We start from the raw sequence: 12330 nt of genomic DNA, 5'->3' as shown, positions 1-12330 counted from the left end.
CTTCAGTTCCAGTAGCGGTCGATCTGTACTTTTAATGCTTCTGCGGTTTCTTGACCTTTTTCACCCGCGAGAGCGCGACCTGCAATGAAAGTTTTTGCTTTGATGCCTTCGAATAAGCAAATATCTTCTGGCACGATGCCGCCAGTAATCGATAACTCAAGGCCAAGGTCAGACAGTGCGCGCATTTTGTTGAGGTCAGCGTCAGTCCAGCCAACTCCGGCTAATTCCGCGTCACGAGAGCGGTGATAAATCGCCTGAGAGATGCCTAACGCGACCCAAGCTTTGGCGTCTTCCATCGTCCAGTTACCGTAGATTTCGATTTGAATTTCACCGTTGAACTCGTCTGCGACTTTCTTGCACGCTTCAATCGTTGCAATGTGTGCGGCGGCGGAGACAGTGATCCAATCGGCTCCGGCTTCAAACGCCATCCGAGATAAAATCGCGCCGCCATCGGTGGTTTTCATATCGCAGACAAGAATGTGGTCGGGGTGATTGGTGCGTAAGGTCGATACCGCATTCATCCCTTCTGCAAACGCCAAGATGGTGCCGACTTCAATAACGTCGACGTAGCTATGAACGTTGCTCGCCACTGCGACGGCATCGGTGAGGTTAGTTTGGTCTAGCGCAATTTGAATCATTGGTTTAGTCATGATGCTTATCCTTGAATTTTTTCACGTATCAGACGAGCAAGGCCGTCATGGTTGTTATCGGTTTCGCATACCAAACGGGCGTGAGCTCGTACCGTTTCATCTGCGTTATGCATGGCAACGCCTAAGCCCGCGTATTTGAGCATGGAGATATCGTTGTGGTTATCGCCCACGGCAATGACATGGTTGGGGTGGTAACCCAGTTCAGAGACATACTCTGCCAGTCTGAGTCCTTTGCTGTTGCCTTTTGCGGCGAAGTCGATGCGATTTGACCAAGAACGTTCGCCATTAAATTTCTCTTTCACCCAGGGATGCTCAAGCAAGCGCTCGACAGAGCTTGGTAAACCTTCCACCACAAATTTCCACACGTATTCTGTGTTGTGGACTTCGTCGCTGAATGAGTCGATTTTGTAGATCTTTGGCTTTTGATGTTCTGGAGCGGATTTCGCCCAGTTTTCCAATGCTTCCATATAGTGAATGGGGTTGTAGTTTGAGTACGTCATGGCATCGGTTATGTACATCACCATTTTGACCTGAAACTCTTTAGCCAAAGCAATGAAGGCCAGCGCATCGTCTTTGCTGATTGAGTTGTGTGTCAGTACTCGGTCATTGTGGTAGTCGTATACATAGGTGCCGTTACAGCAGATGATCGGCGTACTAAGACCGAGCTCAAAGTAGTAGGGGCGCGCAGCCGTGTGATGACGCCCGGTGACGATCACGACATGGCACTTTTTCTGCGCTTCTTGAATCGCCTTTTTTACCTCAGGGTGAATACTGTGGTCATCGGTGAGTACGGTCCCATCAAGATCAAGAGCAAGCACTTTATACATAATTGCTACCTCTGCCCGTAATAAGCGTTTTCACCGTGTTTGCGCAGGTAATGCTTATCTGAAAGCTCAGGCTGAATTTTAATACCGCTGTTAAGTGAACGCGTCGCTAAAGCCATCGCTGAGACTTCTTCCAACACAACCGCGTTGTGCACCGCATCATCGGCATCACTCCCCCAAGAAAATGGGGCATGACCGGCGACAATCACGCTTGGTACCGCCATTGGGTCGACGCGGCGATGGCAAAACTCTTCGACAATCACTAAGCCGGTGTTTTTTTCGTAATCTTCGGCAATCTCTGCTTGTGACAACTTGCGCGTGCATGGAATGTCACCGTAGAAGTAATCTGCATGAGTGGTACCGAGAGCCGGAATGTCGATGCCCGCTTGTGCCCAAATTGTCGCGCTGCGTGAATGGGTGTGCACCACGCCACCAACGTTTGGAAACGCTTTGTAGATTTCGATGTGCGTAGCGGTGTCGCTCGATGGGTTCATGTTGCCTTCGACGATGTTGCCATCGAGATCCACGACCACAATGTGCTCTACGCACATGCCGTCATACTCAACACCAGAAGGTTTAATTGCAATCACGCCAGATTCCCGGTCAATTTCGGACACGTTGCCCCAAGTGAAAGTGACTAAACCGTACTTTGGCAGTTTGAGGTTGGCGTCGAGCACACGTTGCTTCAGTTCGTTGTACATGATTTCCCCCTAAGCGTTAGTCTCGAGAGCATCATCAATCACTTTGAATACATCCAATGTGGTTCGACAGTGACGAAGTTTATCCAGATCGACGCCAGTTTCGCTCTCTTCATCATCAAGCACTTGCGTCACTTCCATCAGCCCTTCCATGTGCTCATCAGAAGAGCTGCCTGCCAGCGTGATCAACACATCGACAGGTTCCTCTTCCCCTTCAAAAAAGATGGGCTTTTCAAGCGTCACTAATGCGAAAGCGGTACGAAGAACGCCATTTTCTGGGCGCGCATGGGGCAAAGCTAAGTTAGGAGCAATACAGATGTATGGACCAAGCTCTTCGACGCTGCTGATGATCGCATCGTGATAACACGGTTGGATTGCGCCAGAAGCAACCAACATGTCGGTGCCAATTTTGATGGCCTCACGCCAGTTGGAGGCTTGTGCTTGCAACTTGATTGAGTTGTTATCGATCAATGATTGTTTCAATCCCATTGTTCTATCTCCAGAGTAGGTGCCAGTGTCCCGGCACCTGCGTTGTTATCTATGGTTAGGTGATGCATTTATTTTACGGATGCAAAGTTCTTATTGATGATGTCGAGTAGTTCGTCACCGAAGGAGTTCGGGTTAAGCATGTTTTGTACTCCAAGAACATACTTGCCTTCACCTGGGTCCATCTCCGCCGAAAGGTGCTTCGACGAGACAATAATATCTGTGCTGGCAAGCTTGGACTTGTAATCTGAGACTGCGCACGAATCCATCACATGAGGAATGCCTTTCTTCTCGAGGTATTGGCCAATCTTCATTTTCATCATCATTGACGAACCTTGGCCGTTACCACACACCGCTAAGATACTCACTGGGCGGATACCGTCGCTGGCTTTGATCGCTTGTTCTACGGCTTCGAGCACTTCTGGTTCTTCGCTGACTGCCACTGTGCCCTGTGCATCTTCTTCGGCACGTAATTGGCGAGAGGCAAAGAACATGTAAACAAAAGACAGACCAACCAAGACGAAGAAGAACATTTTCGATGCTGATAGACCTTGCATGATTGGTGGGAACACTAACGCCCAGTCAGCCATACCCATCCAACCGCTGAACTCTGTGCCTTGTTGGCTTAATAGGTGGATAGCCCAAGCAGAACCGAGTACCTCGATAATCCCCATCACAAAACAGATTTTCATGACCGCTTTCCAGCCTCCAAAGTGGTTGGCAAAAACGCCAATCGTTGCGTTGGAGAAGAACATAGGAATAAAGCCTGGGATAATCATAATTGGCGCATCAAATGCCAGCATCGCGAGTACTGCGGCAAACTGACCTAATGCACCCCACATGAAACCAAATACCATCGCATTAGGAGAAAATGCGTAGATAGCGGCGCAGTCAATCGCTAAGACTGCATTAGGAATTACGCGTTCTGAGATACCTTTAAATGCTTCAGAAAGTTCTGCAACGAACATACGTACACCAGCGACAATCACTTGAATTGCCACCGCGAACTTAAGACCAGTTTCGACAATGTAGATGCTCCAGTGCGTAGTTCCCGCCATTGTTTGAAGGTTATCAAGGCCGAACGACAGTAAGATAATGCCAAAGAAGACGGTCATCACGATAGCAGTCGCGGCGATGCTGTCATGGAAAATGTGTAGCCATTTTGGCAGTTCAAGGTGGTCAACACTGTCATTCTTGTCGCCGAGTTTCGGTGCCACTTTGGTGGCGATCCAAGAGGCAACTTGCTGTTGGTGACCAATCGAGAAACCTGCTCCGCCAGTGACCGCTTCAGTCGGCTTAAACATGATGTTGGACGAAATGCCCCAATACAGTGCCATGAGTACCGCTGAGTAAATGATGGTTTCCCACATGCTTGCCCCAAGCACAAGGTAAAAGACCGCGATCAAACCCGCTTGCTGAAACATGATATGACCAGTCAGCATAATAGTTCGAATACCGGTGAAGCGACGGAATAGAACAAGAAGGATATTGATGCCAAGCGCAATAAGAACGGTATAGCCTACCCAAGAGTAGTTGTCGCCCATGGCTTCCATTGTGGCCATCATAGAAGTATATGGGTCAATCACTGAACCCGTTAATCCATGAAACTCGGATAGTTTTGATATCACAGGTTTAAAACCCGCAACGAGGGTGCCAGCACCCACTTGCACCAGCATAAAACCCACGATCGTTTTGATCGTTCCTTTGATTATGGTGGTGGTGTCTCTTCTCAGCAGCCAATAGCCAATGAATGTCACCAAGCCCAGTAGCAGTGGGGCCTTGGTCATTACTTGGCTGTAAAAAATATAGAAGATGTCGTATAAGAACTCCATATCTTTACCCCTTGATTGAATTGTATTTGTAATCGTTTGTAGGTCAGAGGTGATTCCTTAAATCGGTAAGAATCCACTCAGTTATTGCTCACGAATTAAACTTTAACAATCAAAAGTAATCACGCAATGCTCATTTGTGATTATTTTGATTTTTGTCAATTTAGCGCTCTAAAAATCCAAATAATTGATACATTGATCACGTCTAAATTTAATATTTTTAATAAAAACAATAGCTTATGATTTTATGTGATGAGGGTGACGTTTTCTTCGTTCGTATGTTTGACAATCAGATGTATGATTAATAGAATCAAAATGAATCACAGGTAATCACCATGTAATCACTAGATAGACATTTCGGTGAGTTTGAATTGAATAGGGTGATAAAAATGAACGAAGTGCAGAGACACAACGGTATTCTGTCTTTATTAGAAGAAAATCAGACGATTAATGTCGCGAACATCATTGAGCGTTTCAACGTCTCACCCGCGACAGCTCGACGCGATATTTCAAAGTTAGATGAGTTAGGTAAGTTGCGTAAAGTGCGCAATGGTGCGGAGCGTGTTGAAGCGAAAAAGAAAAAATGGACCCCGCTGAACATTAACAGCACCGAACATTACGAAGAAAAGTCTTTGATTGCCTTGCAAGCGGCTGAACTTTGTCAGCCAGGCGATAGTGTCGTGATCAACTGCGGTTCGACCGCATTCTTGTTAGGACAAAAGCTGTGTGGTCAAGACGTACAAATCGTCACCAACTACTTCCCGCTGGCGAGTTATCTTATCAATGGAGACCATGACGATGTCATCATCATCGGCGGCCAATACAACCGCGCGCAAAACATATTCTTAAATCCTGCGCCAAACTCTCTGAGCAGTTATGCCGGCAATTGGATGTTCACTTCCGGTAAAGGGTTAACCGAAGCGGGACTCTATAAAGCTGACATGCTCACCGCGGTAGCAGAGCAGCAGATGCTTGAGCAAATTGACAAGTTAGTTGTGGTCGTGGATAGCTCTAAAGTCGGTCAACGAACCGGCATGCTTTTCTGTCCAGCTCAGAAAATTGACATTTTGATCACGGGAAAGAGCGCTAATCAAGACGTGATAAAAGCGATAGAAGCCCAAGGAACACAAGTCATACTCGTGTAACGCGCTCCTCTCTCAAACCAAATATCAGCTCAGTGCCTTAACCATCTATTAAGGCGCTCGGCTCCCTACATCCAAAATTTAACGAAAATTGTGAAACAAGAAGGTGTTGCTATGAGTAAAGTAAATGAAATTACACGTGAGTCATGGATTCTAAGCACTTTCCCTGAATGGGGAACTTGGTTAAATGAAGAGATTGAAAATACGGTTGTCGAGCCCAACACATTCTCGATGTGGTGGTTAGGTTGTACTGGTATTTGGTTGAAGAGTGAAGGCAATACCAATATCTCCATCGACTTTTGGTGCGGAACTGGTAAGAAAACCCAGAAAAACGCCTTTATGAAAAACCAACATCAAATGATGCGCATGGGAGGGGTAGAAGCCCTTCAACCGAACTTGCGTACCGCAATCTTCCCGCTTGACCCTTTTGCAATCAAAGAGCTAGACGCGGTTCTGGCTTCGCACGATCATGGTGACCATATTGACGTCAATGTTGCGGCTGCTGTGCTGCAAAACTGTGGCGAGCACGTTAAGTTTATCGGCCCTCAAGCTTGTGTTGATTTATGGAGAGGTTGGGGAGTGCCGGAAGAGCGCTGTGTGGTGGCTAAAGTGGGCGACGTACTGGAAGTGGGCGACATGAAAATCCGCGTGCTGGATTCGTTCGACCGCACCGCACTAGTGACGCTGCCTGAAGGTGTTTCGTCCTATGACAAAGAAATACTCGACGGCATGGACCAACGCGCAGTGAATTATCTGATTGAAACCACTGGCGGTTCCGTTTACCACTCGGGTGACTCGCACTACTCAAACTACTACGCAGCGCATGGTAACGAGTATCAAATTGACGTCGCGCTATTATCGTTCGGTGAAAACCCACGCGGTGTGACCGATAAGATGACGTCATCCGATATTCTACGTGCGGCTGAGTCACTAGATTGTGACGTCGTCGTGCCATTCCACCATGATATTTGGGCGAACTTCCAAAATGATCCGCGAGAGATCGAAGTGTTGTGGAACATGAAGAAAGACCGTCTGCAATACAAATTTGCGCCGTTCTTCTGGCAAGTTGGCGGTAAGTACACGTTCCCGACGGATAAAGGGCGCATGCATTATCAACATTTCCGTGGCTTTAGCGATATTTTCAAGAATGAACCAGAATTACCATACAAAGCATTCTTGTAATAGGTGACTGGCTGGTCTCTCTAGAAAACAAAAAGCCCTCAAGTAACATTGAGGGCTTTGTTTTTACTGGACTCTAGTAATGAGGTTAAAGTGAAACACCGACGGACAGTACGATACTGTTTAGCACAATAAAGAATGCGACTAGTGGAGCGATAAACTTCAGCCATGTGATATACGGGATCTTGGCGATGGCTAAGCCACCCATCAGAACGCCGTAGGTTGGTGTCACAAACAAGATGGTGCCGATTCCGCTCATAAATGCGGTTACCACTAACTCGCGACCAGTATTGGCGAAGTCACTTAACGGCGCCAAAATTGGCATACTCATCACCGCCAAACCAGAGGTGGACGGCACGATAAATGAGAGCAGCATTTCAATCCAGTAAACCGTGTTGATAAACAACACATTGCTTTTGCCTGCGACTAGGCTCTCTGCGTAACTTAAGATGGTATCGGTGATGTTGCCCGCTTCCATAACCACAACAATCCCGCGAGCAACCCCGACAATCAATGCCACGCCGATAAGATCCGCTGCACCCGCGACAAAAGAGTTGATCAAATCATCTTCTTTTAGTCGGCCAACTAAGCCACACAGAATCCCCATAAAGATGAACAGCGTTGCCATTTCGGCCATCCACCAACCTAACACGGATACTCCGTAAATCATGATCACAAAGGTTAGGATGAAAAGCACCAGAACGCCTTTTTGTGCCAAAGTCAGCGGCGCAAGGTCATCGCCAGATGGTTTGCCCGCAAGGAAATGTGCTTCGTGGTCTTTACGTAGGTGCGCCACCAATGACGCATTTGGGTCACGCTGAACCTTTCTTGCGTAGTGCATTACGTAGGCAGTCGCAACCACCAAAGCAATCGCAAGAATAATAAAGCGTAGCTCGATACCACTAATGAAATCGACAATTGCTGCGTTGGAGGCGATCCCCTTCCCCCCTTTTTTCCTTTTTGAACGCGTCGTCCCCCCCCCTGTTCCGATCCCGCTGACGGAACCAGCCACTAATGGGTCAAATCGCGCGGTCATAAAGATGGGGATCATCAGACCGTAAAAAGCGAGGGACTCCTCTGCCATACCATAGGAAGTCCCTCCTAACGCAAACAAAACCATTAGAATCGGGATCATGTAAATCTCGCGCCCTTTGAGTAGCACCATGATGCGCGCAATACCAGTATCGATCGCACCTGTTTTGGTCACGATACCTAAAAAGCCCCCCACCATAAGGACAAACAAGCTGACGTCTATTGCGCCGATCACACCTGAAACAGGGTCGTAAAAGCCAGAAATCGGTGCCATTAAGGTTTCGAAAACACCTTGTGGCGAGCTTTCAATAATCTCGTAAGAGCCTGGAATCGGCACTTCTCGACCAAGTTGTGCGTTCATTTCGCGGACATATTTCCCCGCTGGGAGAATGTAAGTGAGCAGAGCAAATAGTGCGATTAGAAAGAAAAGGATCGTAAAAGTGTTGGGAAATTTTTTAATTTTAAACATGGGGCTTCCTTAGCTACCCAAATTGGGCGCGTGTTAAGGTTTCAAATCATATGCTTATAAACGTATTCTGAGGTCATACACTGCAGCACCGCGCTGTATGACAAATCGAATTTCACTGGCGTGCCGATTTTGTAATCTTGGCTGCAATCGTTGATGTCGAGGATCAGATGGTCACTGCTGCCGCCAATCACGATGATGTTCTTGTCTACTGGAGTGATTTGGCTGATATCCACATCCTGCTTACCGATGGCGCACAACGCGCGGCGACGAAATCCACGATCGACGAATTCAGGTTTGTTACCAAAGGCATCAAGTGCGGTGGAGTTTACCGGTACAGAAGGCTTCACTTTGATCTCGATGATCTCAGCTTCAAGCTGGAAGGTATCTTGGCGCGTGTGCGGCACGGGATCGTCGTTCAAGCCTATACCCATCAGCAATGACGCCCCCAAACGGAGTTGATTCACACCACTTGGCAACTCACTGCGCATCATCAACCCAAGACCAGCGGAACTCGCGCCGGAGATGACCTGGAAAGCGATGTCGTTGTCTTCTTCTATTTGACGCGCTAAGGCGACGAGTTGATTTTGATTGTCGTAAGTTGGTTCAACACCGCCATAACAGGCGAGGTTGGTTCCCAGACCTACGAGTTCAATACCAGGCAGATGAATCGCTTCGCGGCAAAGAGCAAGCGTTTCCTCTTCAAAGAAACCACCCTCGCGTAAGTCACCGAGATCGTGCATTACGATCACTTGATGGCGCTTACCTTTCGCCAGCGCCGCATCAGACAGGGCTTGAAGCGTGACCAATTCAGAATTGAGGGAGATATCTGCATACTCGACCACGTCATCGACTTCGCTCAGCGCTGGCAGGCGTAGCAACAAGGTTTGGCTACGTAGGTTTTTAATTTTCTTTAGATTGCTAAGGCGAGAGTCCGCCAGCAAGGTAACGCCGCCTGCTAATATAGCGTTGGCTACTTCAGGTAAAGCGCACGCGAGTTTGGTAACCCCTGCTGGTTTAACGTTGTGCTTGGCACATACCGATACCATGTGTTGGGTGTTTTCGGTTATCGCATCTAAATGAATATTGATTCTTGGGTAAGCGTTCATTTCACCACCTTGTGTTTTTTGTTCTAGTGGTTATTTAGCGCTTAGTTTTTATCGAGATAAATTACGTATTGAGCGAGGATACTTTGCCGATTCTCGATGTATCGAACCAGTTTAGAGTGTGGGTGCGCATTGGTCGTCTGTGGTTGGAGTTAGTTTGCTTTTGTGGTTTGTTGACTGATTTTAAAGGAGTTATTAGTTTTGGAATGGAATATATGATGCGCCTAAATCGTGTTTCCATCCCCCTCGTTTGCTTGCGTTATCCGGAATGTGAACAAGTTATCAGAATGAAAAAAAGGTCTTGGAACAATTGATTTCTCGCCCGAGATTGTATGCAAATGGATTGAATTATTAATGTCGAATTAAAGGCTTTTGCCACCACTCGTCGGTGCGATTGGATAATTAGTCGCACGGCAAAATTATCTCTGGTTTCTGACTAACTCAAGTCTCACTATATCTTTGAATACAATCACATATGGTTAAATCGCTTTCCCTTACTATCTTCCTGACGGGGGAACCCGTGCGTTGCTTTTTTCATGTTGTATTACCATCGTTAGGCCGTTATGCGAAAACTGAGTGATTTTGACTTAAAGCTGTTACAAGTGTTCCTTACCATTACTGAGTGCGGCGGCTTTTCGGCTGCGCAGTTTGCTCTTAACATGCATCAATCGACCATTAGCACCCGTATGCACGACCTTGAAGTGAGGTTGGGGATGACGCTCTGCCAGCGTGGAAGACGTGGCTTTAGGCTGACGCCGGATGGAGAAAAGGTTTATGCCCTTTGCAAAAATCTGTTTGAGAGCATAAACAGCTTTGAGAATCAGATAGATAACATTCGTAAAGTTTCGCACGGGCATATCACGCTCGCGCTGACGGATAACTTAGCAACCAACCCAGATTGCCATATCCAGCAAGCAATCAGAGCCTTTTGCGAACGCCATCCTAAAGTCACATTAGAAACCGTAGTGTGGGATTCCCAACAGATCGAAATGATGCTGCTAGACGGCAAGATTGAACTCGGGATCACTTCGTCAGAAGTACACAAAGACGGACTTATCTACACGCCGCTATTTAGCGAACATCAAAGTTTGTATTGCAGTACGTGTCATCCTATTTTATCTCGGGCTAAGCCAGTATCTATTGAAGACCTTGGCGAATTTTCGTTGGTTGACCGAGGTTTGTCTCACCACATCACACCACTGAGCCACCGAAAAGTCATGCCGCACATTGCCAGTACCACCAATATGGAAGCAACGGCTCACCTATTGCTATCAGGCAACTTTATCGGCTATTTACCTGATCACTATGCCGCGATCTGGGTGCAAAGGGGCGAGTTGGCGAAAATCACTGTCCCCGAACTAGAGTATGAAGCGGAGTTTCACTTAACCGTGATGGAGAAAGGCGAGCACTCACTGGCGGCGACCAAATTGATCAATGCGATTTTAGAAAATCACCACTGTACGGAATGCTGTCTATAGTTGAGCCTCAAGACAATCGAAATGGGCTGCCTTGAGGCTTGGATTTTACGCCAGTGTCGCGGCGGTTTGTTCGCCCATTTCGATCAGCTTATCCAAGATACGCTCACCATCGGCTCGAAGACCGTTGTGCTCGTATTCGTTGGTAATCCACGCTTTGGCGTTTGGCATGAGCGCAAGCGTCTCGCGACTGATATCCATCTCGACAAACATATCATCGGCATACACCGCACAACTGACGGGTACTTTGTTGTTTGCCAGTTGCTCTGCATTGTACAGTGGTGACCAATCCTGCTTCTCGGCCAAAATCTGCGCGGCTTGCTGTAGCGGCTTCAAACAATGGTATTGTTCGAACATCCAAGGGAAGACCATTTCACCAGTAAAGTAGAACGGTTTACCGGATTGGTAGTTGAACGCATCATGGCTTTGGCGTACACGATGAGCACTCCAGTTGGACGCAAAACCTTGACAGTAGATCGATTCGTGCAAGATCGCGTAGATCGGATTGGTCTGGAAGCTTTGCTGGCTCAGCATTTGGTTAAGAAACTCGTAGCGCAGCTGGGCTTTCCCGTTGACTTCGATCAGTGCATTTTCCAGCAAGTAGTACGTCGGTAAAAATGTATCACTTCCACCGAAATTAATGCCAATCTGCTGAAACTGCTCTACGGTAAAGCGTTGTCCGTTTGGCAGAAACTCTTCGTTTTCCAGTAGGTGGTCAGCAATTTTCTGACACATTTGCTGTGCTTGCGGAAACTGCTGCAAGAAGGCTTGGTTCTTCTCCATCGTGCGCTTGAACGTTGCATGATATACGTCGTCTGCGTGACGAGAGATAGAAGGTACCCCGCCCGTTATATAGCTGCGTGAAAGACTGTCAGGGAACATCGACAAGTAAGTGAGCGAGCAGAAACCACCAAAGCTTTGACCTAAAATGGCCCATTTGTCGACATTAAATTGTTGGCGGATAAATTCGGCGTCGCGCACGATGTTATCGGCGCGAAAGTGAGTCAGGTAATCAGCTTGCGCTTCTGCACTTAAATGGCTCAGCGTTTGGCTGTGTATCACCGAACTGTTACCCGTTCCTCGTTGGTCGAGCAGTAACACGCGATACTGTTGCAGCGCGCGCTTTACCCAACCATTGTGTCCGTTTTGGCGAGGTGATGGAAAACCCGGGCCGCCTTGAAAGTAGACCAGCCAAGGCTTGTTATTATCCGTATCTGACACAAGTGATAGCTCGCGTGCAAAGACCTCAATACGACCTTTGGTTTCGTCAGAATAATCGAGTGGAACTTGAAAAGTGTGTGGGGTGTATCGAACCCCTGCATCTGTAAATTCTAGAGCGTTCATCGTTGTAATTATCACGTCCTTGAGAGAAGGTGAGGGCATTTTAACGTGATGCCGTTCCTTTACCAATTGTTGGTTTTAAAACCTCTACTGGTTAGAGAG

Annotated in this window: 11 protein-coding genes; 3 read left to right on the top strand and 8 right to left on the bottom strand. The window is 47.4% G+C overall.

Annotation, left to right across the window (positions count from 1 at the left end; genetic code table 11):
• Window positions 1-2 precede the first annotated feature (2 nt).
• From HCZ42_RS05655 to HCZ42_RS05635, 5 genes are all read right to left on the bottom strand, one after another.
• Entirely contained in the window at window positions 3-650 is a 648-nt protein-coding gene (locus HCZ42_RS05655; RefSeq protein WP_167419761.1) for a 3-keto-L-gulonate-6-phosphate decarboxylase UlaD, read from the bottom strand.
• A 5-nt stretch (window positions 651-655) separates the two neighbouring features.
• Window positions 656-1477, bottom strand: coding sequence for a Cof-type HAD-IIB family hydrolase (locus tag HCZ42_RS05650; protein WP_167419760.1), 822 nt, complete (start codon window positions 1475-1477; stop codon window positions 656-658).
• A 5-nt stretch (window positions 1478-1482) separates the two neighbouring features.
• On the bottom strand, window positions 1483-2175 hold the full coding sequence (locus tag HCZ42_RS05645; protein ID WP_167419759.1) for an L-ribulose-5-phosphate 4-epimerase: 693 nt from the start codon (window positions 2173-2175) through the stop codon (window positions 1483-1485).
• Between the two features lie 9 nt (window positions 2176-2184).
• Window positions 2185-2661 (bottom strand): PTS sugar transporter subunit IIA, encoded by a 477-nt coding sequence (locus HCZ42_RS05640; RefSeq protein WP_167419758.1) that lies wholly within the window; start codon window positions 2659-2661, stop codon window positions 2185-2187.
• Between the two features lie 68 nt (window positions 2662-2729).
• Window positions 2730-4490, bottom strand: coding sequence for a PTS ascorbate-specific subunit IIBC (locus tag HCZ42_RS05635; protein ID WP_167419757.1), 1761 nt, complete (start codon window positions 4488-4490; stop codon window positions 2730-2732).
• 386 nt (window positions 4491-4876) lie between these two features.
• Here HCZ42_RS05635 and ulaR point away from each other — a divergent pair, with 386 nt between their 5' ends.
• Both ulaR and ulaG read left to right on the top strand, forming a co-directional pair.
• Entirely contained in the window at window positions 4877-5632 is a 756-nt protein-coding gene (gene ulaR, locus HCZ42_RS05630; RefSeq protein WP_167419756.1) for an HTH-type transcriptional regulator UlaR, read from the top strand.
• A 111-nt stretch (window positions 5633-5743) separates the two neighbouring features.
• Window positions 5744-6811, top strand: a complete 1068-nt coding sequence (ulaG, locus tag HCZ42_RS05625) for an L-ascorbate 6-phosphate lactonase (protein WP_167419755.1) — start codon at window positions 5744-5746, stop codon at window positions 6809-6811.
• Window positions 6812-6896: 85 nt separating this feature from the next.
• Here the strand turns inward: ulaG and HCZ42_RS05620 are convergent, their stop codons facing one another.
• Together HCZ42_RS05620 and HCZ42_RS05615 are read right to left on the bottom strand one after the other, a co-directional pair.
• Entirely contained in the window at window positions 6897-8309 is a 1413-nt protein-coding gene (locus HCZ42_RS05620; RefSeq protein ID WP_167419754.1) for a YfcC family protein, read from the bottom strand.
• A 41-nt stretch (window positions 8310-8350) separates the two neighbouring features.
• Window positions 8351-9415, bottom strand: coding sequence for an alanine/ornithine racemase family PLP-dependent enzyme (locus HCZ42_RS05615; RefSeq protein WP_167419753.1), 1065 nt, complete (start codon window positions 9413-9415; stop codon window positions 8351-8353).
• Window positions 9416-9975: 560 nt separating this feature from the next.
• On the opposite strand from HCZ42_RS05615, the gene HCZ42_RS05610 reads away from it, so the two are divergent.
• Window positions 9976-10890 carry a LysR family transcriptional regulator gene (locus HCZ42_RS05610; RefSeq protein ID WP_167419752.1) on the top strand — a complete coding sequence of 305 codons (915 nt, stop codon included), beginning with the start codon at window positions 9976-9978 and terminating at the stop codon, window positions 10888-10890.
• A 45-nt stretch (window positions 10891-10935) separates the two neighbouring features.
• Here HCZ42_RS05610 and HCZ42_RS05605 read toward each other — a convergent pair whose 3' ends face one another.
• Window positions 10936-12231, bottom strand: coding sequence for an alpha/beta fold hydrolase (locus HCZ42_RS05605; RefSeq protein WP_167419751.1), 1296 nt, complete (start codon window positions 12229-12231; stop codon window positions 10936-10938).
• Window positions 12232-12330 lie beyond the last annotated feature (99 nt).

This window comes from Vibrio hepatarius, assembly GCF_011806575.1.
In the GTDB taxonomy this organism is placed as follows: Bacteria; Pseudomonadota; Gammaproteobacteria; order Enterobacterales; family Vibrionaceae; genus Vibrio; species Vibrio hepatarius_A.
This window is presented reverse-complemented; position numbering and strand designations above follow the sequence as displayed.

Coding starts and splice junctions, on each gene's coding strand:
- HCZ42_RS05655 (WP_167419761.1), bottom strand. CDS start 650: ATGACTAAACCAATGATTCAAATTGCGCTAGACCAAACTAACCTCACC.
- ulaG (WP_167419755.1), top strand. CDS start 5,744: ATGAGTAAAGTAAATGAAATTACACGTGAGTCATGGATTCTAAGCACT.
- HCZ42_RS05615 (WP_167419753.1), bottom strand. CDS start 9,415: ATGAACGCTTACCCAAGAATCAATATTCATTTAGATGCGATAACCGAA.
- HCZ42_RS05610 (WP_167419752.1), top strand. CDS start 9,976: ATGCGAAAACTGAGTGATTTTGACTTAAAGCTGTTACAAGTGTTCCTT.
- HCZ42_RS05620 (WP_167419754.1), bottom strand. CDS start 8,309: ATGTTTAAAATTAAAAAATTTCCCAACACTTTTACGATCCTTTTCTTT.
- HCZ42_RS05645 (WP_167419759.1), bottom strand. CDS start 2,175: ATGTACAACGAACTGAAGCAACGTGTGCTCGACGCCAACCTCAAACTG.
- HCZ42_RS05605 (WP_167419751.1), bottom strand. CDS start 12,231: ATGAACGCTCTAGAATTTACAGATGCAGGGGTTCGATACACCCCACAC.
- HCZ42_RS05640 (WP_167419758.1), bottom strand. CDS start 2,661: ATGGGATTGAAACAATCATTGATCGATAACAACTCAATCAAGTTGCAA.
- HCZ42_RS05635 (WP_167419757.1), bottom strand. CDS start 4,490: ATGGAGTTCTTATACGACATCTTCTATATTTTTTACAGCCAAGTAATG.
- HCZ42_RS05650 (WP_167419760.1), bottom strand. CDS start 1,477: ATGTATAAAGTGCTTGCTCTTGATCTTGATGGGACCGTACTCACCGAT.
- ulaR (WP_167419756.1), top strand. CDS start 4,877: ATGAACGAAGTGCAGAGACACAACGGTATTCTGTCTTTATTAGAAGAA.